Origin of the sequence: Mucilaginibacter rubeus, from assembly GCF_003286415.2 — a bacterium.
GTDB classification, from domain to species: domain Bacteria; phylum Bacteroidota; class Bacteroidia; order Sphingobacteriales; family Sphingobacteriaceae; genus Mucilaginibacter; species Mucilaginibacter rubeus_A.
Map to the genome: position 1 here is coordinate 4,455,848 of NZ_CP043450.1, position 22,536 is coordinate 4,478,383.

The 22,536-nt window shown below is 45.9% G+C and carries 17 protein-coding genes; 10 read left to right on the top strand and 7 right to left on the bottom strand.

Features of this window, described 5'->3' with window-relative positions; translation table 11 throughout:
- Positions 1–85 precede the first annotated feature (85 nt).
- The 5 genes from DEO27_RS17455 to DEO27_RS17475 form a co-directional block, all read right to left on the bottom strand.
- Entirely contained in the window at positions 86–997 is a 912-nt protein-coding gene (locus tag DEO27_RS17455) for a VOC family protein (RefSeq protein WP_112567586.1), read from the bottom strand.
- Between the two features lie 254 nt (positions 998–1,251).
- Positions 1,252–1,986, bottom strand: a complete 735-nt coding sequence (locus DEO27_RS17460) for a peroxiredoxin family protein (RefSeq protein ID WP_112567584.1) — start codon at positions 1,984–1,986, stop codon at positions 1,252–1,254.
- Between the two features lie 152 nt (positions 1,987–2,138).
- Positions 2,139–4,067: a sigma-54 dependent transcriptional regulator gene (locus DEO27_RS17465; protein WP_112567582.1), complete on the bottom strand. Its 1,929-nt coding sequence runs from the start codon at positions 4,065–4,067 to the stop codon at positions 2,139–2,141.
- Positions 4,068–4,084: 17 nt separating this feature from the next.
- On the bottom strand, positions 4,085–5,014 hold the full coding sequence (locus DEO27_RS17470; protein WP_112567580.1) for a sensor histidine kinase: 930 nt from the start codon (positions 5,012–5,014) through the stop codon (positions 4,085–4,087).
- A gap of 340 nt (positions 5,015–5,354) precedes the next feature.
- Positions 5,355–5,759, bottom strand: a complete 405-nt coding sequence (locus DEO27_RS17475) for a nuclear transport factor 2 family protein (protein ID WP_112567578.1) — start codon at positions 5,757–5,759, stop codon at positions 5,355–5,357.
- Between the two features lie 852 nt (positions 5,760–6,611).
- Between DEO27_RS17475 and DEO27_RS17480 the strand changes: the two genes are divergently transcribed.
- The 7 genes from DEO27_RS17480 to DEO27_RS17510 all read left to right on the top strand — a co-directional run bounded on the left by DEO27_RS17480 (position 6,612) and on the right by DEO27_RS17510 (position 18,531).
- Positions 6,612–7,205, top strand: coding sequence for an RNA polymerase sigma factor (locus DEO27_RS17480; RefSeq protein ID WP_112567576.1), 594 nt, complete (start codon positions 6,612–6,614; stop codon positions 7,203–7,205).
- A 292-nt stretch (positions 7,206–7,497) separates the two neighbouring features.
- The gene (locus tag DEO27_RS17485; RefSeq protein WP_112567574.1) at positions 7,498–8,619 is read left to right on the top strand and encodes a FecR family protein; all 1,122 of its coding nucleotides are present in this window, start codon (positions 7,498–7,500) and stop codon (positions 8,617–8,619) included.
- Between the two features lie 114 nt (positions 8,620–8,733).
- Complete coding sequence (locus DEO27_RS17490) at positions 8,734–12,387, top strand: SusC/RagA family TonB-linked outer membrane protein (RefSeq protein WP_112567572.1); 3,654 nt, start codon at positions 8,734–8,736, stop codon at positions 12,385–12,387.
- An 11-nt stretch (positions 12,388–12,398) separates the two neighbouring features.
- Complete coding sequence (locus tag DEO27_RS17495) at positions 12,399–13,868, top strand: RagB/SusD family nutrient uptake outer membrane protein (protein ID WP_112567570.1); 1,470 nt, start codon at positions 12,399–12,401, stop codon at positions 13,866–13,868.
- Between the two features lie 16 nt (positions 13,869–13,884).
- Positions 13,885–15,057: a DUF4369 domain-containing protein gene (locus DEO27_RS17500; RefSeq protein ID WP_112567568.1), complete on the top strand. Its 1,173-nt coding sequence runs from the start codon at positions 13,885–13,887 to the stop codon at positions 15,055–15,057.
- 6 nt (positions 15,058–15,063) lie between these two features.
- Entirely contained in the window at positions 15,064–15,642 is a 579-nt protein-coding gene (locus tag DEO27_RS17505; protein ID WP_112567566.1) for a TlpA family protein disulfide reductase, read from the top strand.
- 48 nt (positions 15,643–15,690) lie between these two features.
- Complete coding sequence (locus tag DEO27_RS17510; protein WP_112567564.1) at positions 15,691–18,531, top strand: M16 family metallopeptidase; 2,841 nt, start codon at positions 15,691–15,693, stop codon at positions 18,529–18,531.
- Between the two features lie 548 nt (positions 18,532–19,079).
- Here DEO27_RS17510 and DEO27_RS17515 read toward each other — a convergent pair.
- A complete protein-coding gene (locus DEO27_RS17515) occupies positions 19,080–19,403 on the bottom strand; it encodes a hypothetical protein (protein ID WP_112567562.1) in 324 nt (107 codons plus the stop codon).
- A 128-nt stretch (positions 19,404–19,531) separates the two neighbouring features.
- Between DEO27_RS17515 and DEO27_RS17520 the strand changes: the two genes are divergently transcribed.
- Positions 19,532–19,762, top strand: coding sequence for a hypothetical protein (locus DEO27_RS17520; RefSeq protein ID WP_112567560.1), 231 nt, complete (start codon positions 19,532–19,534; stop codon positions 19,760–19,762).
- A 266-nt stretch (positions 19,763–20,028) separates the two neighbouring features.
- On the opposite strand, the gene DEO27_RS17525 is transcribed toward DEO27_RS17520, so the two are convergent.
- Positions 20,029–20,565: a pirin family protein gene (locus DEO27_RS17525; protein WP_112567558.1), complete on the bottom strand. Its 537-nt coding sequence runs from the start codon at positions 20,563–20,565 to the stop codon at positions 20,029–20,031.
- 12 nt (positions 20,566–20,577) lie between these two features.
- On the opposite strand from DEO27_RS17525, the gene DEO27_RS17530 reads away from it, so the two are divergent.
- Together DEO27_RS17530 and DEO27_RS17535 are read left to right on the top strand one after the other, a co-directional pair.
- The gene (locus tag DEO27_RS17530; protein ID WP_146749963.1) at positions 20,578–20,796 is read left to right on the top strand and encodes a hypothetical protein; all 219 of its coding nucleotides are present in this window, start codon (positions 20,578–20,580) and stop codon (positions 20,794–20,796) included.
- A gap of 487 nt (positions 20,797–21,283) precedes the next feature.
- Positions 21,284–22,405: a TlpA disulfide reductase family protein gene (locus DEO27_RS17535; protein ID WP_112567555.1), complete on the top strand. Its 1,122-nt coding sequence runs from the start codon at positions 21,284–21,286 to the stop codon at positions 22,403–22,405.
- Positions 22,406–22,536: the final 131 nt, after the last annotated feature.

Below are 22,536 nucleotides of genomic sequence, written 5' to 3' on the forward strand. Positions count from 1 at the left end.
CCGGATGATAAACAAGGGTAAATAACAAAGCCGAAAAGCGTGTGCTCTCCGGCTTTGTCCTAATACCTGCTAAACTGTCAAGACCTTATGCCTGATCAACAAAAACATATAGCTTCTGAACTTTTCCGTTCTCAATAACGAACATATCCATACCGCTTCCCGAATTTGTCTTTGATTCGTTGCTTAACTGCCAGAACATTCTGGCAATATTGTGGTGAACGTTGACAGGCGCGGCATGGGAAAAAAAGGAGTCCGGGAACTTTTCCTGAAGACCAGCGACGAACCCGGATATTGCCTTATGCCCCACTGCAACAAAATGACGATCTACCATTTCCATGTCGGGAGCATATATCTGCTCCATGATGATCTTGCGCTTTGATTCATCCCGCTCATTCCATAAGACCAGGTGCTGTTCAACTATTTTCCGGATCTCTTCTTCCGTCAGCGGTACTTTTTCCAAATGAGAATTTCCGGCTCCGTTCTTAGGCGACCACAGTACCTTTTCAGGATCGTTTTTCTCATATCCCTTACCATCCGGGTACGATACGAGTTCCATTTTTGCCCCCCATGGCGCAAGGAAATACACCCATGTTTCGCCTGCCGTATCGCCTGAAGGCATCGTAAAAGGCTCCCCGAGGAACTGTATACCTTTGGACTTCAGAAAAGCTACGGCGCCGTTCATATCAGCGGTGTAAAAACCGATATGACTGGCACCGATGTCATCACTCCCGGGATGTACTTTATTGCCATGGTTATCTTGGTAGGAGAATACCTCGATACTTGCCCCGGTGCCGGCGTGCACCATTTTAATGGTAACTGCTCCTGTATTCAGGTGCATATTATTATTTTTCTTCCAGGACTCATCCAGGGGGAACGGACCAAGTCGGGTCACCTCGCTGAATCCGAAGATGTCGCTGAAGAATTCCATGGCCTGCTGCAAGTCAGGAACGTTGATCCCAACGTGATCTATACCTAAAATATTAGCTTTTGTCGACATAGCTTTATTTTTATGTGATTATTATTTTTGATGAACACAAAACTGGCGTAAATCAATTGACCGTACATTGATGTAAAATAAAAAGACACGTTGACCTATATCAATCCAACAATTGATAAAAAAACAGACTCATCAATCATTTATGGATAACAGTTATCCCGCCACGTCAACCTGGATCAGGCAGCGTTCAGACCAACGCAAAAAAAGCATGCCCGACGGACATGCTTTTGATCAAACACAAACCCCAATAAAACTCACAAACTTTTATCGATCTCGACCGAGAGCAAGCTGAAAGTATCAGATGACGCAGAATAATATGCTGTCAGAATGCCTTTCTTATCAATAACCAGATGGGTTGGATAGTTGTGGATCTTATAGGCAGCAATGGCCTCATTCGCTTTCACCAGGGCCTGGTACCTGAACTGGTGGGCGCCGAGAAATTTCTCAACGGTCTTCCCGTCATTGAACGTCAGCCCCAGAAAAACGATATCTTTACCCTGATACTTATCGACGAGCTTATTCAGATCAGGCATTTCCGCGATACATGGCGGGCAATTTGTGAACCAGAAATTCACAACCACTACCTTGCCTTTCAGCGCTGAAAGCGAAACCGGGCTGCCATTGATGTCGGAGGCCGTAAAATCAAGGGCGGCTTTTCCCTTCATGTCTTCCAGCCATTTACCCTGCGCCTCCACATTGGCTGCCATATTTTTGATCATTTCATCAGTCAACTGCTCCAGATGTACTATTCCTCTGGCGTCATCAACATCCGTGTGCTTCATCATTACGCGGTCAGCGCCCCAGATCTTTTTTACACTGTCCAATTTCTCCGGCCCGATCACCGATCCATTGGGCAGCATGTATTTTACAACATTTTTTACCGCCAGCTGTGACCGATCAGGGATGGTTTGTGCCAAACCCTGCTGGCAGTATAAAATTGGGAGACTTATTATTGTCAGTAAAGCCGTCAACTGTTTTCCGGATTTCATAGGATCTATTTATTGATAGAGTTAGTTAATAACGATTAGTTAGTTTTATCTGTCAGAACGGGGTTCGATGTTCCACTCTCGGTCAGTACCACATGCACATAGGCGTGGTTTGAAGTCCCATTTTCTGGTTTCTGACCAGCCGATGATTTGTATTATCGCTCATGATAAGATTCCTTTTTGATGCCCAGCTTTTTCATTCTTGAAGTAAGCGTGCTTGGTGGCAACCCTAAAATTTCCGCGGCGCCACCCAAGCCAAAAACCTTTCCTTTACAACTCTTCAGTACTTTCAGGATATGTTCGGCTTCAATCTGCTCGAGGGTTTTCTGAGTAGCAGAAGCACTTGATTCAGTAGCTGTAACCGGAGCCATAGCCGGAACTGCGACACTTTGGATGACGTCATCTTTAGACCTGATCACTGTGCGCTCCATCAGATGCTGCAGTTCCCGAATATTGCCAGGCCAGTTATAAGCCATCAATTGCTGTGCGGCTTGCTTGCTTAGTACAGGTACTTGTCCGCGCCCCATCATTTTGGAACTCTTGGCCAGGAAATGCTGTGCCAGGATCAAAATATCCTCCGGCCTTTCCCGCAGTGGCGGCAATTCGATCGGGAATACATTAAGGCGATAAAAGAGGTCTAGTCTGAAACGTCCTTCCGAAACCTCCTTTTCCAGATTTCGGTTCGTAGCAGCGATCACACGGACGTTAACCTTGATCGTCTTGCTTCCGCCGATGTGCTCAAATTCTTTTTCCTGAAGCATCCGAAGCAGCTTGACCTGCGATTCGACCGGCATCTCTCCGATCTCGTCAAGAAATATAGTACCTCCTTCAGCCATTTCAAACTTCCCCAGACGTTTTTCAACTGCACCGGTAAAAGCCCCCTTCTCATGCCCAAACAGTTCTGATTCGATCAGTTCTGCTGGCAGTGCCGCGCAGTTGACTGTAATGAAAGGTTTATCCTTTCTGCTGGACAGATAATGAATATTGTGGGCGACCATCTCCTTACCGGTACCGCTTTCTCCCAGGATCAGGACGGATACAGGTGTAGCGGCAACCATTTCTATATTATCCAGCACCTGAAGAAGCGCCGGGCTGCTGCCATAAATACCGTCAAACTTCGTGTTGGCTTTGGGTTCATGCTCTACCTGAACGCGATTGGCGCGTCTTAAGCTGGGTTGATCTGCTAAAAGACCCTGTTTAACGACCATTTGAAAAAGTTGAAGGATCAGTGTGTCATTCCGCTCGAGCGTATTTAAATGAGCATAATTGTAAGGATCCGCCTTTTTACTGAAAAAACCCATCAACAGCCGGCCTGCTGTATTCTTGGTCCCAAACCTTAAAAATGATTCAAGCCCATACTTTGCACCGAGTGCGGCAAAAACAGCTTCACTCTCAATATACTCACTGAAATCCAGCTCATTATATATTATTGATTGCTGAGCGGGACCGGCTGCTTTATCAAAAATGGGCGAAAATGGTGCCCCCTGGGCGGGTAGCAGCTGGTATTCATCATAGGCAATACGAATAAAACCGCACCCAGAAGGCTTTTCCTGGCCATCCGGGAACCATTCAAAGCGCATCAGATCAAAAGGCAGTACAGATTGAAAGATAGCAGGCACCTTTTCTAAAAGTTGCTCATAATCAAAATTGCTCTCCACAAGAACACGGAGTTGATTTTTGAGCGCATATTCCCGCTGATGGGCAAATTGCACATTGCTTTCATGTTTACCCCTGGCGATATCCAGCATCATCAGTAAGTCCCTTTCTTTAAACGGTTTTACCAAAAAGCCGTAGGGCTGTGTCGCTTTTGCGATCTCAAGGATGCTTTGGTTCTGGTTGGCGGATATATAGATAAAGCCTATATTCTTTTCCTGAAGGTAGGGAGCGAGGTCGGTTCCCACCGAATCGTCCTGAAGAAAAATATCAAGCAGGACCCATGTTGGCTTAAATTTATCAACGGCCTGCTTGGCCGCGTCCACTGAGGCCGCGATACCACACACATGATACCCGGCACTCTCCAGCATCAAACGCAGGTCATTTGCTACTATAAACTCATCTTCAACGATTAACAAATTTTCTTTCATAACAAATTATTAAGCACTCAAGAAGCAATCAGGTGAAGCTCTTTTTTATGCCTGGCTTTAAAGTCTATCTTTACCATCACGCCATTCTCGCTGCGTACTTCGATCCTGCCCTTCATCTGACCGGTCAGGCCGGAAATGAGGCTGGTCCCAAGGGAACCGCCAGCATTCATATTAAACCCCTCCGGGAAACCGATACCATTGTCGGTAAACTCGAAGCGATAATTATCGTCATCTATATGGACCAGGGAAATTCTAACCTTTCCGGAAGCCTTAGCTGGAAACGCATATTTAAGCGCATTCGACACCAGCTCATTGACGATCAGCCCCAGCGGGATAGCAAGGCTTATATCCAGTGACAGCGGTGTCATGTCGTATTCAAACTGGACATTGTCCTGAACACCGAACTCATCAACCAGATAATCCACCAATTCAACAATAAAACAGGGGACCTCCAGATTGGATATCATCGAGGTCTGGAACAACTTTTGATGAACCAGGGAGAGTGCGTAAAGCCTGTGCCGGCTGCCTTTTAGCGTCTCCTTCAAAGCCGGATCTTTGATATAAGCCATTTGGCTGTTGATCAAACTATTAACGATCTGCAGATAATTTTTGACCCGGTGATGCATTTCTGTAACCAGCCAGTCATTCTGTTCTGAGAGCAGGTTCATAGAGGTCTCATAATCCTTTAATAAAACAAGTTGCCTGCTGATAATTTGATCGCGGTCGTTCAAAGCACGTCCGGACAGATCAAATCTTTTCCGCAACCTAACAATTATAACCATAAGGCATACGACCAGCGCAAGCGCAAATCCTCCTACCATCGTTAAATTCAAAGTCGCCCCGTCCGCCACGCTTATTTTTGTTATCAGCCCGGTAACAGGCAAACCGCCGCATATCATATGTACTATTCCTTCCATTCTTTTTGAACTTACTTCGTCGCTTTCCATCAAGAATAAAAAGATGTGTATTGCGAACTCTGGCGCCTGCCGACACGATCTTTAAAATGTCAGTCCGGAACCGTGGCATCGGGGTGTCAAAGCAAAGGCCAAATAAATCACTGCTGAATTACAGCAGTTTGCGTTTAAAGAAACTGCCCTTTTCTCGAAATTTCGAGAATTTTCGGTATATCCCGCCCAGGTATCCCGGTGAAAACCTTCTGAGGTTTCCAGTAGGCCATGACCTACTACTTATAGGTTACTTTTCATTGCTTTATCAAATATTCAGGAACCTGATTCAAAAACACCCGGTCCGTGTTGAAGCTTGGTGTAAGATCGCTTGAACAATAGATCAGCCGATGTTCACACCCCTGATATCACGAAGTACAGGTACCATGTTCAAAGCTTCACGCAGCAGTTTGATCTTGCCATTTTCCGCAACGACACGGCCCATATAATGCTGTGCGTATGGCTTGCCGTTCGAGGCGATAGTTGCGCTGGCCTCGTACTCGCCGAAAGCCTGCTCCGGTGTATCGATGTGGATCTGTATGTTCCTAAATTTAAAACCCGGAAAAGTTCTCGGCAGGTTAGCGAGGAAATTATACAATGTTTCTCTGCCTTCCCAATGCCCTGGCATTCCCAGGCTGGTAAGATAGGGCAATTCAATTACCGCATTATCGGCAAACAATTCTATTTGAAGGTCGGGGTTACCCGCGTTCTCCAGATAATCCAATAACAGTTCTTTTGCAGTTTTCATCTTTCTGTTTCGTTTAAGTTTGGTCGTTCAGACAAAACAAATTTGCCGCATAAGCCGCACCTGATAATTGACCTTCCTTAAGAAATCGCATTGACATTTATCAAGTGTTCTTGTTCGAAACAAAACGGAGTCTCAATCTCCAGTAACTGGTTTACGAAGTTTAGGCATACTTCACGGCTGTCGCGTTCGGGAAATATCCAACATTAGCGCTGCGGGGGCCTTATCCCTGTTCACACCTCACCAATTCTGACTGGGGTAATTTTTGCAGGCTACAGTAACGACCATCAATCTCCAACGCCAATACCCACACCTGCCCAGATCGCTTTATACCACGCTTCCCCGGAACTCCGGAACTTGTCTTTAAGATCAACGGCACGACCAACAGGTTGAACCCAAACAAAAATTTAACAATATAAAGATCAAAACATCCCTCTTTCCGGCCCAATCGCAGCACTTCCGCTAATACCCTCAACAGGGAATTGTTTGGAGATAGCCGCTCAATTCAAAATGAGCCCTGAATCGAATGAGATCACAAGATCTTTTATTATGCCCAATGGATCCAGGATTCCAGACAAACATATCCTATGCGCTGGCGGCCAGCGGACGAACTGACTTTCATGGTAGACCTGTATTGATCTGGCAATGCCTTTCAACAAACTGCTATATCGCCCCTAAAACGTTCTGCCACAGGTGATCGATGACGTCGTGACATAAATCTCAGCATACTAACGGTGTAGAGATGCGCTGAAACATTATCATTCGTTAAATTCCTAAAATATAAAGCAGCTTACAGCAGATCGATACGAAATAGGAACATATTAACATAAAGTTGTATTTTCGTTAACGAAGAATATGGCATATAAAGATCTCGCGGAAAAAGATTTGATAAGTTTGCTTCAGCAGAACGATGACGCCGCATTTTCAGAAATTTTCAACCGTCACTGGGGTTTTGCTTACTTGCACGCGCTGAAACTACTGAATGATGAAGATGAAGCCAAGGACATTGTTCAGGAAGTATTTACCAGTATCTGGAACCAGTCCGGCAGCCTGACGGGTGAAACGAATCTTCGCGCGTACATTTTTTCGGCAGTGCGCAACAGAACGCTTAACCATATCCGGGACCAAAAGGTTCGTTCAGAATATATGGACCTGTTCGCTATCTACTGTGCGCAGCATCAAAACATAATTCTGGATGCCATTCATGAAAAAGAATTGCTGTCAGCGATCAACCTCGTGATCGATTCTCTCCCGCCACGGATGAAAGAAATATTTGAACTGAGCCGGACCGAGCATTTATCACACAAAGAAATAGCCGATAAACTGGATATCTCGACGGGGACTGTGAAAAGGCAGATCAGCAATGCGCTATACATTCTGAAAGATCGGCTGGATAAGCCGGAAAACCTGATCGTAATTATTTTTCTGCAATCGATCAAGGGACATTGATCGCCGTTTCGGCAAAATTGCTCCGCCGCCACGGAATAATCCGGCAAACTTCTTCATTATTATTTTAGTAGCTGATAGCTATCCTTCCCCACAGAATGTGTGCTACTAACCGAGTTTTACTATTGGCGCTGCCGATTTCACAGCTCCTTCCATCATGAATCAATAACATATGTGGCATTAACGCGATTATTCGAATCAATTTCTGAATGTTGATTAAATAATTATTAAAAATATTTTAAATTCTTATACATCCTTGGCGTCCGAGCCGTGTCTTACTAATAATTTCCACCCCATGAACGAAAAAGAGTACTCAAAAAAGCTTATTGACAAATATCTCGACGGAAAATGCTCAGAACGGGAGAAACTTTTGGTCGAAAGATTCTATATGGATCAATTTATTGAAAAAAAGCTCCCTGAAAAGGAATATTTAACAACATTAAAAACCGAGATCTGGAATAAGGTGTCGGAAAACACCTTTGCCGATACCAGTCACAGAAAGCAAAAAGCACTATATTATCGTATTGCGGCGATGATCCTATTCATTATAAGTGCTGCAGCCTACCTGTACTTCGGTCGTGGTCCACAGCAGCCACCACAGCAAATGGCAGCTAAGATCATCCCCGGCAGCAACAAAGCGATATTGATCCTGGCCAACGGAAAAAAGGTTATCCTGAACGAAAGCCCGGACGGGCAGATCGCTGCGGGGACAGGTATCAAGGCGACTAAGACTAACGGACAACTTGTCTACGCTGCGGCCGGCGCAGGTGGTGAAGATGAAGTAAATGCATTTAATACCGTACAAGCACCGAAAGGCGGCTATTACCGCGTCATTTTAACAGACGGCACAAAGGTCTGGTTAAATTCGGGTTCGTCCATTCGCTATCCTTTAGCATTTCAGGCGAAGGAGCGTAAAGTAGAATTGGAAGGTGAGGGCTATTTTGAAGTGGCGCACCGGGCCGCCCAACCCTTTATTGTAAAAACAAGAGACCACATGGTCCGCGTACTCGGCACGCATTTCAATATCAACAGTTACGCTGATGAGCCCGCGTCAAAAACTACTTTACTGGAGGGCGCTGTCCAGATCGGCAGCGAAAAAGGGAACCGCTTACTTAAACCGGGGCAGCAGGCCGTCATCGGGAAGGATCAAATTGATGTCGTCAAAGCAGATATAGAGCAGGTCATGGCCTGGAAAAACGGAGATTTTATATTTGACGGCGAATCCCTTAACGTTATTATGCGGCAGATCAGCCGTTGGTATGACGTTGACGTCGCCTACCAGGGGAATATCGGGGATGTCCAGTTCGGGGGCTCTATTTCGAGATCTAAAGATATTACCGACGTACTAAAAGTACTGGAAGTAACAGGAGCAGTGCACTTTAAAATAACAGGAAGGAGGATCATGGTGATGCGATAATTTTCTACGCTCCATGAACTGCAAAATAAGCCGGAAGCGTTGGCGCGCTCCCGGCCCAAAGGGCATGTTCATCATATTGCTGTTAACAATTCTAATTATTTAAACCCATTACAAATGTATCGATTTTACTCTAAAACAAATGGCGGTGCCGGATGCTCATTTCCGGGCCGGGTAATTGAGCCGGGAGGTCCACCTCCAGGTCTACCGGACTTATTCAATGAATGGCGGAAGAGCATGTTTCATCCGCGAATCCTGATATTATTATTTCTGCTGATCGCCGGCTTTACGGTCAACGCGCAGACTGTTACGATCTCCGTTAAAAAGGCAACCCTTCCCGAAGTGTTCAGAGAGATCAAAAAACAGACCGGATATGATTTCGTCTATACCTCTGAGGTGCTGAAATCCGGGCATCGGGTTTCTATAAATGCCAGTAAAAAGAGCCTGGCGGAAGTACTTGATCAATGCTTTAAAGGACAGCCTTTCTCCTATAAAATAGTAGCCAAAACCATCATTATCACTGGAAAAAACGACCCGTTGATAACGCAGGGGCCAAACAGCGAAGCACAGGAACTGGTTCATGGCCATGTTTATGATGAAAGAAATCAGCCATTAGCGGGAGCGACGCTCCGAATAATCGATGGCCGGGTAAGTGCGGTAAGTGATGAGCGTGGCAATTACGTTATTATGGAGATCCCGGCCAACGCGAGGCTCACTGTTTCCTATGTCGGTTACAAAAGCGATACTGTAGACATAGCCGGACGTAATGAAGTTAACTTCACCCTGAAACTGGCGGCTACTGAAATGAAAGAAGTTGTCGTTTCAACCGGCTACCAGACCTTAAGTAAGGAGAGGGCAACCGGCTCTTTTGCAAAGCCGGATATGCAGATCTTTAACGACAGGGCAGGAAGCACCGATGTGTTAACCCGACTTGATGGGCTGGTCCCCGGATTGACGGTATTGACCGGCACAGGTAGCATGGCATCGATCAACCGCGGTAGCCAACCTGTGCAACAGGTATTGATCAGGGGAACCAGCAGCGTATCGATCACTTCGCAGCCGTTATATGTAGTAAATGGTGTACAGGTTCCCGATCTGACCAACATCAACACTAACGACATTGCCGATATTACCGTATTGAAAGATGCATCCGCTGCTGCCATCTGGGGAGCACGGGCAACCAACGGCGTTATTGTGGTCACCACAAAATCGGGCCGCAGAAACCAAAAAGTCAAAATAGCCTACAGCGGCTATCTCAACTATCAGGGTAAACCGGATTTTAATTATCAACCCTGGCTGAACAGTGCACAGTACATCGAGGTAGCAAAAAGCACATTTAATCCCACACTTTACCCTTACCGTTCGCTTGGGACCTCTTTCATCGCGCCCCATGAACAATTACTGTATGACCAAAGCAGGGGTTTGATCTCAGCCGCCCAGGCCAATGCAGGCCTGGACAGCTTATCGAGGATCAATAACACCGATCAGCTTAGAAAATTCGGATACAGTAATGCTTATACGAACAATCATACGATCTCGGCTTCCGGTGGTAGTGCCGGTTACGATTTTTATACCTCTTTTTCTTTTGCTGACACGCATTCCAAAGAGGTAGGTTCAACTAATAAAACGTACCAATTAACACTTAATCAGAATTTCAATGCTGCAAAAATCCTGAAAGTTAGTTTAATTACGTCGATCGGCAACAATCTTGCATCAGCCAAAAGACCGATGTCTGTTTTGTCAAGCATTCTGCCTTATCAGTTGTTCCAGGACGCCAATGGAAATAATTTAAACATGGATTATGTGCAGGGCCTTAGTCCTGAAACACGAGCTGACTATCAAGCCAGAAGTGGGATAAACCTCGGGTACAATCCTTTAAATGAGATCAACTCCGGTTTTACAAAAACCAATGCCATTAACGCTAACGTAACAGGTACCTTCACTTTAAATATCTGGAAAGGGTTGAGTTTCGTGGGGACCTATGGTTACCAGCGATCACCTGCTACCACTGAATCGTATGATGATATTTCCGAATATTCCATGCGGAAACAGCTCCTGAGCTTCACTGTTGCGCCAACCGTTGGATCCACCCCGGTTTATTATTTACCCAACACAGGCGGAAAATATCAGGATACCCATACAGACACTAGGAACTGGACCGTTCGAAATCAGTTGGTTTATTCGACTACCCTGCGTTCAGGGCAAGACCGGATGAATGTGCAGATCGGCCAGGAAGCACAGGATGTCCTGGTAACCAACCGTACGAACAGCGTCCTTGGATATGACCTGAACCTTCAGACCTATCCCCTGCTCGATTATGCCAGATTATCCAACGGTGTTTTTGGCACGGTATCTTCCGGTAGGTCTGTTTACACTGAGGCGCCATTTACGTCCATTGAAACCGAATCGAGGTTTAAATCCTATTTCGGCTTGTTCAATTATACGCTGAACAACAGGTATGCGCTGGATGCCAGTATCCGAAAAGATCAGAGTAACCTGTTTGGCTCTTCCAAATCAGGTCAGAAAAAACCGGCCTATAGTATTGGTGGTAAGTGGTTAATGGGACAGGAAGCATTCATCAAACAATTGACCTGGTTGAACGATCTTGGTTTACGCGCCACCTATGGTGTTACAGGTAATTCACCATATATAGGAGCGGCAGCGCTTCAGGATATTTTGTTTGCTGATGATATTAACGCTAATACAGGAGCAGGCTATTCGATCGCGAATCCCGCTAACATCGGGCTCAGCTGGGAGAGCACACATACCGTTAACATCGGAGTCGACTTTGCAATTCTGAATAACCGTATCAGCGGCAGTATAGATGTTTACAACAAGCACACCACTGATCTTTTAGGTAACCAACCGGTAAATCCGCTTGTTGGGATCACCTCAACCACCGGCAACATCGGAAGCCTGACCAACAAAGGAATTGAAGTTAGCCTGCGTGCGATCGCACTTAACTTTACTGATTTCAAATGGTCTGTCGGCGCCACGTTCGCCTATAACCGCAATAAGGTGGATTCTTATGCTGATCTGCTTCCATTTCAGCTGACAGATACCTACCGTATCCAGTCGCCTACAGGTGCCCCGCTTCCGGGGTACGGATTAAACCCTTTATTTGCCTATCGCTTTGCAGGTTTGGATAATTTGGGGGATCCTCAGATCAAACTGGCCGACGGCAAGATCGTCAAAACTTATGGTGCTGCCAGTGCAAAAGACCTGGTCTATATGGGTAGTCAGATACCTAAATTTAACGGGGGCATTTCCAACAGCTTTGAATACAAAGGTTTCACACTGAGCACCAACCTGATCTATAATTTAGGTGCGGTAATGCGTCGCGATGTGAATCAATTCTATACGGGCAGACTGACCAACGGTGGCTTTTACAGCAATATAACCACCGCTTTCCTGGACAGATGGCAGAAACCGGGTGACGAAGCAGTTACCAACATTCCTTCCTATGTAGCCGATCCGTTTACAGATTTCACACGTCGCTATACGGCTTATTATACCATGGCTGATATCAACGTGGTAAGCGCATCCTATATTAAACTTCGCGATGTTACCCTTGCTTACAATTTGCCTGCAAAAACCATTCAATCATTAAAGATCAGCTCGGCAAGGATCTATCTTCAAACGGGCAATTTTATGATCTGGAAGGCCAACAAATACAATATAGATCCCGAATACCAGGACTTCAGGAGCGGAGGAAGAGGTCTGCCTCCTTATAAACACAATTTCGCCATCGGCATTAACGCCTCATTTTAAACAGTAAGGCCATGAAAAAAAACATTATATACTTATTAATGATAACGCTGGCAATCACTGCCGGCGGTTGCAAGAAGAGCTTTTTGGAGATCACTCCCAAAGGACGCTTAGTTGCCAGAACAACCAATGACTATGCCCTGCTGATGAACAGCGTTTCATTGTATGCAGATGAAATTGGCGGCGGCTGGCGGGCGATAGCGCTGATGGGAGACGACGTAGCAGCGGAGGACTCCTATCTTGCGTCGGCAAAGTTACCTTCTCAAAATGCATTTAAATGGAGTGCCGATCTGTTTCAGTCAGGGCAAGGTTACGACCTCTCACAAGCTTTGACAAGCCTTTACACCTGTAACAAAGTGATCAATGAGGTCATGAATTCAACTGAAGGGTCAGATGCGGACAAAAAAGCGATACTTGCTGAGGCGCAGGCCAACCGGGCGTGGATATATTTTACGCTCATTAATTTTTACGGCAAGCCTTATCTTTCCTCTTCAGCCGCGCAAGATCTTGGATTTCCGATCATCAAAACAGCGGACATCACGGTTAACAGCTTTACGCGCAATACAGTTCAGGAAGTCTACGATTTTATGATCCAGGACCTTACTGCAGCCTCAAGTGCGCTACCGCTCCAAAATGCCATCGGCTCAACACGCTGGAACAAGGCTGCAGCAGAAGGTGTTTTAGGCAAGATATATCTGTTCATGGGGAAAGATCAGCAAGCGCTGGATCTGTTTAACGCTTCCTTTAAGGACATCGCCGCACAGAATAACCCGGCTGTACTGTATGACCTCAATAAGGAATTCGGTCCTGGTGGTAGGTTTGTGCCGATCAGCAGTGATGGCCCCGCTAATTCACCAGGCCTCGACTACACTGATAATACAGAATCTGTGCTTTCGAGAACGTTTTACAACGGGCCCGATAACGGTAATACTTTCAATAATGATTTTATCGTTTTATCACCGGGCGCACAGGCACTTTTTTCAGCCGCGGACCTGCGATTGAATTTCTATGCAGCGCAGTTCCCTTATCAGGAACCGAACCCATCAGGGCGTCTTTCAAAATATAGTGAGCAATATGTAAAATACGGACTACAACTGCCAGAGCTTTATCTACTACGCGCCGAAGCTAAAGCCAGGCTTAATGACCTGGCGGGAGCAGCTGCGGACCTGTTATACCTTCGCCAGCACCGCTTGCCGCAGTCAGATGCGGTTATTCCGGCCAGTGCAACTGCGGCTAAAACCCCTATGCTGAGGTTCATTATGGATGAACGCACCCGCGAATTCGCTACTGAAGGCTATCGTTGGCTGGATATGCGCAGGTTGTCCGTTGATCCGCTTTTCAGCGGTGCTACATACACCCATATCCTTTACAAGGACGATACCTTCAGCAATACAACGACGTTTACGCTGACCGCAGATCGCCTGACCCTTCGTTTACCTCCTGCCATCATGCAGGCTAATCCATCTTTCCAAAATAATCCATAATTCTAACGTAAAAAAAATGAAGAATATAACACAGAGAATGACATTCGTCATCTCAATCATAGGATCCCTGCTTTTTAATACTCAGGTCTTCGCTCAGCAGGTATTTACCATAACCGGTCAGCTTGGTGCGAATAAACAAGGAAAGATCTTTCTCCAGTATAAGAATAACAGCAGAAATTATTTCGATTCAAGTGCGGTAACAAATGGCAAATTCGCTTTCCAGGGTGAAATAATCGACCCTCAGTATGCCACCCTGATGCTGAATCCTCCACACAATGCGGAAGAAGCCAAAAGAGGCTTCGATTCGCATGATATCTTTCTCGAAGCAGGTAAGATAACTGTTAAAAGCGATTCAACATTAAAAGCAGCATCAGTTGACGGCGGACCGGGACAAAAGGAACTCAATAAGTATTTCGTAAACATCACGCCTATACTGAACCGCTATCAGGTAGTCAGGGTCAAATTAAGTGAATTGCGCGAGAGCAAAGAGTCTCCGGAGTACAAGCAATACGAAACCGAATACAAGGATATTAACCTTAAGGTCAGGGCTATGGATTCTACCTATGCAGCCCAAAACAGGGACAGCTACTTCGGATTCTTTCTCTGGTCGAAATATTTCAGAAAACCTGATGATAATACGCTGGCGGATCTGAACCGTTTTTCAAAACGGATCCGCGAAACCCAGAGCGCAAAACTGGTAGCGAACAAGGTTGAAACCGCCAAAAGATTGGCACCGGGAAAGCCAGCCCCTGATTTTACGCTTGCTGATTCTTCAGGTAAGCAGGTAGCCCTGTCCTCTTTTAAGGGGAAGAACGTGATGCTATTGTTCTGGTTTTCCAATTTCATGGGGTTCGATCAGTTTGCCTTTAATATCGGCCGGATCAACCGACGTTTACACGATAAGAACTTCATCATGGTCTCAGTTTATTATAACTATGATAAAAGACAACACGGTACCGAGGATTGGAAACAGGTGATCAGCAGTGAGTTTATCAATACGGTCAATCTGGAAGATGCGGAAGGCATTAATGGTGCCAAGTTGAGCCCGACCGCAAAAGCTTATGGTATCTTGCCGTCAGGCGTCCTTCCGTTAGGTTTGCTGATCGGTCCTGACGGCAATATTATTGAGAACCGTATCAATCTTTTCGATGCGCAGGTAGCGTTATCTCTTGAAAAAAAATTAAAATAAAATATCATGAAAATCTTTAAATATATCTTATCGGCTGTGCTGATCATCGCTGGTTTTAGTGTAAAAGCACAGAGTGATAACACTTACCCGGCTTACCTGGATATCGGTACGAATGTCAAAAACTATCCCAAGGTTGAATGGATAAAAGGCGGCCCTGTAACCAGTTTTGACCCTAACAAGATCTATATCATCGAATTATGGGCTACCTGGTGCGTGCCCTGCATCCAGGCTATGCCCCACTTGAATCAGTTAGCGGAAAAATTCAAGGACAAGGACATCGTTTTTATCGCCCAGGATGTTATGGAAAAAGGCAAGGACAAAGGTTATGTCGAGAAATTCGTAGACCAGCATCCGGAAATGAAAAATTTCAATATCGGCTACAGCGGCGGTGATGGAAGTGATTTTGATCAGCACTGGATAAAAGCCGCCGGTATAAATTCAATACCCCAAACGTTCATCATCCAGAACAATACCATTATGTGGCAAACCGGTCCTACCAAACTGAACGAAAAGGTTCTTCAACTCCTTGTTGATGGCAAATTCAGTATAGAGGCGGCTGAAGCTGCTAACCAAACTAAAAACTAATTAAGACTGGATGCCCGGCAATGCCGGGCATTTTTAAATCTTCAGAAAATGCATTTAAATTTAAGATGCGGGAGCTTCGCCCTCGCGCTGTTGGCTATTGTTTTGCCCTGTTCGAAGACATCGGCTCAAACGTTATCCGCGGGAAACGCTCCCGATACTGTCTTACGACTCGATCCTTCTGTACGTACCGGTAAGCTAAAGAACGGGCTGACCTATTTCATCAAACACAATACCGAACCACGAAAACGCGCCCTGTTTTACCTGGTAAGCAAAGCCGGGTCTATCCTGGAAGATGACAACGAACGCGGCCTGGCCCACTTCATTGAGCACATGAGTTTTAACGGTACCAAACACTATCCTAAAAACGAATTGGTGGCTTATCTCGAAAGATCAGGCGTAAAATTTGGAGCGGACATCAATGCCTATACCAGCTTTAATGAAACTGTTTACCAGCTTCCGCTGCCGTCAGATGATCCACAACTGATCAGGAATGGCGTGCAGATCTTACGTGACTGGGCTCAGGATGCTACCTTAAGCACCAGCGAGATCAACAGCGAACGCGGGGTTATCCTGGAAGAAAAACGGCTCCGTAAAGGCGCTGCCGAGCGAATGCGAAATGTATATCTTCCAACGCTCCTCAATTTTTCCAAATATGCTTCCCGCATTCCCATAGGCACGGAAGAGGTCATCCAGCATGCAGAGCCACAGGTGCTTAAAAAATTCTATAGTAAATGGTACCGTCCCGACCTTCAAGCGGTACTCATTGTCGGAGATATCAACCCCGACGAAATGGAACGCCAGGTGAAAGAAAAATTCGCCGATCTTAAAAACCCTGTAAACGAAATCCCCCGTGTTGAATTCACCATACCTTTGACCGGAAAACCCCAGTTTGTTTCAGTAACCGACAAGGAGATCAATATAGAATCGGCACAGATCATCATCAAGCACCGCGCGGGTAAACTGAAAACGGTTAATGACTACCGTCGGATGCTCACTACTCAATTCATGAACCAAATGCTGGCCGCACGTTTTTCGGAGTTGTTACGTTCAGCTGACCTGCCATTCGCATCAGGCTCTGCCGGTGCAGAAGACGGCCTTGGCGGCCTGGAAAACTTCTCGGTTTCTGTTTCGTCTAATCCGGGCGAACTGGATCGTGGGATACTCGCTGCATGGAAGGAGATCGAGCGGGTAAAACGCTTCGGTTTTGACGAGATAGAGCTTGACCGTTGTAAACGGAGCCTCATGGAAACCATGTCAGCCGCCCTCAAAGAAAAGGATAAAACAGCCTCGGTTGCGCTGATCCGGGAATACACCGACTATTTTTTAAATGGCACCGCGGCACCCGGGATCGCGAAAGAATACCTCCTTGCCAAAGACATGACCACGTCAATTACACTCAAAGACGTAAATGAACTGGTAAAACGCGAGATCACAGGCCAGGATATGGACATTGTCGTAACAGGTCCGGAAAAGAACAAAGAAAACATGCTTACCCAGTCTGATGTCTTGAGCCTGATGAAAAGTGCGGAAACAGCGCATCTTGAGCCCTATCATCCGCAAAACAACGCCAGCGCGTTACTGATCAAGCAGCCGAAGGGCGGCCATATCGTGAACCGCAGCTACGACGGCAAGATCAACGTAACACAATTGGTGTTAAGCAACGGAGTGAAAGTATTTATCAAACCCACTGATTTTAAAAATGACGAGATCGTATTCAATGGCTTTGCACCAGGCGGGACTTCGCTGTATAAAGACGAAGAATACCAGTCAGCTGTCAGTGCGAATCTCATCCCCTCATTTGGCGCTGGAAATTACGGAACAACTGCGATGGCCAATTATTTTAATGAAAGACAGATGCGGGTCCAGCCATTTATCAACGAACGGGCGCAGGGCTTTACCGGTGTGACCACCAGGGGCGCAGCCACTGACGCGCTCGAGCTCGTTTATGCCTATGCTACGGAACCACGGCTGGATACGGCGGCATTCAAAAGCTTGATCTCACGTACCCGTGCAGGTATCATCAACCGTTCGGGCAACCCGGAAAGCGTCTATCAGGATACATTAAATGCCGTACTGACCAATAACAACCCGCGAAAAACCGGTCCTTCAATTGAAAAGCTAAACAAGATCGATATTGACCGGGCATTCGGGGTCTATAAGGAACGGTTTGCCGACGCTGCCGGATTCCAGTTCTTTTTCGCAGGCAACATCGACTCGCTGACCCTATATCCACTACTTGAAAAATACCTTGGCGGGCTCCCTGCCTCGTCTAATGTAACCCGTCCGAAAGATCTGAACAATGCTATTCCTACCGGAACTATAGAAAAAACAGTATTCAAAGGACAGGAGCAAAAATCCACCGTAACAATGGTTTATTCCGGGACTTTTGATTACAGTATGGACAGTAAGCTCAGGCTCGATGCCCTGAAAGACATCATCCAATTCAGACTGATCGAGCGGCTCCGCGAAGAGGAAAGCGGCGTTTACTCCCCACGGGCCGTACTTAATAACAATAAGTATCCAGAGTCCAGATATAGCCTGATAATATCATTTGGCTGCGCGCCGGAAAACGTCACAAAATTAACTGCGGCGGTAAAAGATGAGCTCGAAAAGCTTCGTCTGAAAGGTCCTGTTCCGGCAGAACTTGAAAAGTTTAAGGCTGAATCTAACCGGACAATGGAAGCAACGCTAACAACCAATGCTTTCTGGGCTGCTTACTTGAATTTGCAGGCGCAGAACCGGGAAAATCCGGATGAGATCCTTGCTCATTCGCGTATGATCGACAATATTTCAGCCGCTGACGTTCAAAATGCAGCGACTCAATATCTGTCAGGGAATAATTTGATCGAAGTCATCTTGTTGCCCGAAACAAAGAAAAACAATCCATAACAGGGAGTTCACAAGATCCTCAATCGGTACGGTGTACATTCACTTTCCCGCAAGGCTTTACGACAACGTAAAGCCTTGCTTTGTTCTGAGGGCACGGTTGCACTACCTTCCGTGTAGGGCTGTCGCTTCTCACCATTGGTATGCGTGATTGTTCGACCGGCACGCCCCCCGTTTGAAAGTCAGGAATTCCGGGCAACGACGCACTCAAAATACTAAAGCTTTGTGCCGAACGATGAAATCCTGTATCAGCTGGATAAAAAATGGTGAACAGGACAGAAGATACTCAACCGCACTTCCTGACCTGTAAGCTCCCGATGTATGTCCGCTTGTCTGAGCCCGGCCGCACGGTAATTGCTGAAAGATATCTGAAGCATCTGTTCTTCATAGAGAAGTTTGTCTTTTCTCGCGGGTACCTGACACCAAGTTCCAAATACCTGATATGATCACTTCCCGGTGATACCGTCCCCGGAACTTCGTTTAGTTTTCCGGTGGCTTCCCCCGATCAGGCACCGGACTTCGTGCGATCATTTATCGGGATCATCCGGATCTTAATTAGTTATTCCGCATCCGGTATAGGGCGCACTTTCGAAAAGACGTGTGAGGGATTTAAAATTGGCGAACTCCAGAAACGCTATATCCATAAATTCCTCCGTGATTAGCGGCAGGGCGGCAAGTTCATTTTTAACTTCAAGGATGTCTGCACAATCCCTTACGAAAAGGAATATCTGCCCCTCCTCCTGGTTGATACAGAACTCACAGGAGATGTTTTTGAGATAATTCTTCCAGATCTCATAATCATTGTTCTTAAGGAATCCATATAGGGCATTCACAGGAAATCCGTACCGGACTTTGAGGCGTATCAGCAAATTCATGAGCGTTAAAGGTATCACTGTTTGAACCTCTATCGGCAAAGCGCAAACCCAATGCGCAACCAACTAACAATCAAAAACATTGACCGGCAACAGATCATATAAAAACCGAAATACCGCCAATTCTCTATATGCCGAAAATCCTCATGCACCCTTCCGGCAATTGCGAAAATAAAGAAGTGAACATGTTGCGGCAAGACGCACGGGGATTCAGGAAAGGTACTACCTACCAGGTATTAACCACCGGCATCAATAACAAGTTTCATTTTGCCGATACCGGTAAAACACCGGGATTCTGCCAATCCAAGTTAAGACGACAGGCAAAAAGATCGGCACCCTATCTATTGAAGAAAGCGATTTAAATATTAAAAATAAAGCTCCCTTAATCCTGCGGTTCAGGAGGCTTTACTTTCAACATTCACCATAAGATCCGGTTTTCCGTTCCTGCTCAATCTTTTCCGGTCCGTGTTTCGATGATTTGAATATGAGCATCCTCAATAATATCGATGACCACATCGGTGGCGGGATATAGAAAAAGGGTATCGTTGCGCTCCATCTCCTGTTCCCCGATCCTGACCCTTCCTTCGATCAGATAAACCATCACGCCATTCCCGCTTCGGTTCAATTGTTACGAAGGTGACGTACCTGTTGAGAAGCGGCCTTTTGAAAGCCAGGCATCCTGCTTGATAATGAGCGAACCATGCGCTCCGTCCGGTGAGATCTGGAGATGCCAGCGATCTGTTTTTTCACGCAGATCGATCGCCTTCAACTGAACTTCAGGTTTTGTATCCCGCACCCTTGGTTCAAACCAGATCTGTAGGTTCCTTGCATTCGATGCTCCTGATGGATTTCCGCTGGAATGCATGATACCGCTGCCGCTGCTGATCAATTGTACATGGTCAGTAAGCAGTTCTGTTTTCGTGCCCAGGTCGTCCTCCTGATACTCACTGCCCTCCAGCAGGATGGTGATCACTTCTATGTTCTGATGAGGATGCATCCCGAGAAAGCCACCCGGGCTTACGATATCATCATTAAATACGATCAACCGCCCAAAGTTATCAGGCCTTCCTGTACCCGGTCTTCTGTTGCTGAGTACAGACTGTATCCTGAATTTATCGTTTCCAAATATTCCGCGGTCCGCGGCTTTAAATAACTGGGGTTCCATAGCTTGTTTATTTTGTTACAGCAAATATCCCTGTTGTCCATGCGCGGAGCGTTGATCTATGATAAAAAGCAAATTGACATAGATCAAGTTGTTCCAGGCGCTGCTGTTAGCTATCATTTACTGCTTCGCCAGATCCGCACATCGGCTAAGAAGTGGTTAAGCCCGACAGAAGACCTGACCCATCCGGGTTGTATGCCTTTCGGATCAAGAACCCTGTCAGAAAAGATCTGAATACACTGTACACTACCTGCTGTTTTCGCCAGAAACGGATAAAAAGGCCAGCGAAGGTTTTGCCCGCGTCATCAGGACCTGGTTATCATCCGCAAAAGACCACGGCATAAAAGGCCGCCTCCCCAAAGGGTCCCCTCCGGAACCTTATGATCAAGCTCCCACAAGTTGACATTTTTACAAACAGATCAATTTTAAAATTATCTTAAACTCTATCCAATAAAGAATTTACTTGATAAAGATCAACGGATATTGACCATAAACAGTCTCATCTTTGATGGATTATCATCATTGAAAGCGCATGCGTATCAAGATCAAATAAATTCCAGGCAGAAACGCGGCATACCGCTTCTCATTATGTGGCATCCCGCGTATCATAAATTCACAAAAACAACGCTTTACCCCCTGCGAAAATATCGCACACTACAGTATAACAGCGATCACATAGTCGCTCGTGATCGTCCCTGTAGCTTTATACAATACAATTAAAATGAAAAAATCACTAATTACGCTTTTAACGGTTGCACCGTTGCTCTCTATGGCTCAAACCAATGCATTCATGATTAAAGGGAGCCTTCAAAACTCAAACCCCAAAGACAGTGCTTTCCTTCAATACGTTTCTCCGGAAAATATTCGTCGAAAAGAAGCTACACAGATCAAAAACGGCCATTTTATATTTAACGGCGTCATCAATGAGCCTGTGAAAGCGGAAATTTCTGTCAGACACAATGCAATTGCCGATGGCAAAGAAGATAAACTGGAGATCTATCTTGTAAAAGGCACTACTATGGTACAAGGCCAATCAACGATCGAAAACGCTTCCGTTACCGGGACAAAATTAAATGAAGATTATGCTTTGCTCCGCGCTGAAGAGAAGTCCTTTGATAAAAGATATCAGGCATTGGAAGCTGAAACAAATGCCGCCACCGATGAACAACGTGGATCAGCTGTTTTTAAGGCAGGTCAGCGGGCGAAAGAGGAGGCGATCGATTCCGCTTATTTTTCTTCAAAAAGGCGATTCGCTGAAAACCACGTAACTTCAATAACTGGTATCCAGGCCTTAAATGATTATTCATATACTGCGGATTATTCATTGCTGCAACCCATATTTGACAGGTATGCGGCAGATGTAAAGGCAAGTAAAGAGGGCAGGGATTTTTCGGTAAAAATGGAAAAACTGAAAAGTACGGCCATCGGTCAAATATTACCCGACTTTGCCGAACCGGACACCAGTGGCCACCTGATCAAACTTTCTTCTTTACGCGGCAAGTACGTGCTTATCGACTTTTGGGCCTCCTGGTGCACCCCATGCCGTCAGGAGAACCCTAATGTGGTAAAGGCCTATGAGCATTTTCGCGACAAAGGCTTTACGGTACTGGGGGTTTCTATGGATGGCCCGAAGTACAGGGCGAAGTGGATAAAAGCGATCCAGGATGACAATTTAACCTGGACCCAGGTATCCGAACTAAAATTCATGAGTGGCACGGCAGCGAAACTTTATGGCATCAATGCGATCCCGCAAAATTTCCTGATCGATCCGGAAGGCCGCGTGATCGCGAAGAACCTGCGTGGAGACGCCCTCAAGATCAAACTTGAACAATTGTTACATTAAACAGCAGGCTTCGGGCTAAACTTTATTCAGTCCGGAGCCCATTGTTTCCAGGCAGTCATCAGCCTCCATAATTGACATTTATCAACGTTTTTTTTTATTCCAGATCAATGTACGGGGAGCTTTTATTCCAA

Excerpts from the sequence above, each read along its gene's own strand:
- DEO27_RS17455 (WP_112567586.1), bottom strand. The coding sequence starts at position 997 with ATGTCGACAAAAGCTAATATTTTAGGTATAGATCACGTTGGGATCAAC.
- DEO27_RS17460 (WP_112567584.1), bottom strand. The coding sequence starts at position 1,986 with ATGAAATCCGGAAAACAGTTGACGGCTTTACTGACAATAATAAGTCTC.
- DEO27_RS17465 (WP_112567582.1), bottom strand. The coding sequence starts at position 4,067 with ATGAAAGAAAATTTGTTAATCGTTGAAGATGAGTTTATAGTAGCAAAT.
- DEO27_RS17470 (WP_112567580.1), bottom strand. The coding sequence starts at position 5,014 with ATGGAAAGCGACGAAGTAAGTTCAAAAAGAATGGAAGGAATAGTACAT.
- DEO27_RS17475 (WP_112567578.1), bottom strand. The coding sequence starts at position 5,759 with ATGAAAACTGCAAAAGAACTGTTATTGGATTATCTGGAGAACGCGGGT.
- DEO27_RS17480 (WP_112567576.1), top strand. The coding sequence starts at position 6,612 with ATGGCATATAAAGATCTCGCGGAAAAAGATTTGATAAGTTTGCTTCAG.
- DEO27_RS17485 (WP_112567574.1), top strand. The coding sequence starts at position 7,498 with ATGAACGAAAAAGAGTACTCAAAAAAGCTTATTGACAAATATCTCGAC.
- DEO27_RS17490 (WP_112567572.1), top strand. The coding sequence starts at position 8,734 with ATGTATCGATTTTACTCTAAAACAAATGGCGGTGCCGGATGCTCATTT.
- DEO27_RS17495 (WP_112567570.1), top strand. The coding sequence starts at position 12,399 with ATGAAAAAAAACATTATATACTTATTAATGATAACGCTGGCAATCACT.
- DEO27_RS17500 (WP_112567568.1), top strand. The coding sequence starts at position 13,885 with ATGAAGAATATAACACAGAGAATGACATTCGTCATCTCAATCATAGGA.
- DEO27_RS17505 (WP_112567566.1), top strand. The coding sequence starts at position 15,064 with ATGAAAATCTTTAAATATATCTTATCGGCTGTGCTGATCATCGCTGGT.
- DEO27_RS17510 (WP_112567564.1), top strand. The coding sequence starts at position 15,691 with ATGCATTTAAATTTAAGATGCGGGAGCTTCGCCCTCGCGCTGTTGGCT.
- DEO27_RS17515 (WP_112567562.1), bottom strand. The coding sequence starts at position 19,403 with ATGAATTTGCTGATACGCCTCAAAGTCCGGTACGGATTTCCTGTGAAT.
- DEO27_RS17520 (WP_112567560.1), top strand. The coding sequence starts at position 19,532 with ATGCCGAAAATCCTCATGCACCCTTCCGGCAATTGCGAAAATAAAGAA.
- DEO27_RS17525 (WP_112567558.1), bottom strand. The coding sequence starts at position 20,565 with ATGGAACCCCAGTTATTTAAAGCCGCGGACCGCGGAATATTTGGAAAC.
- DEO27_RS17535 (WP_112567555.1), top strand. The coding sequence starts at position 21,284 with ATGAAAAAATCACTAATTACGCTTTTAACGGTTGCACCGTTGCTCTCT.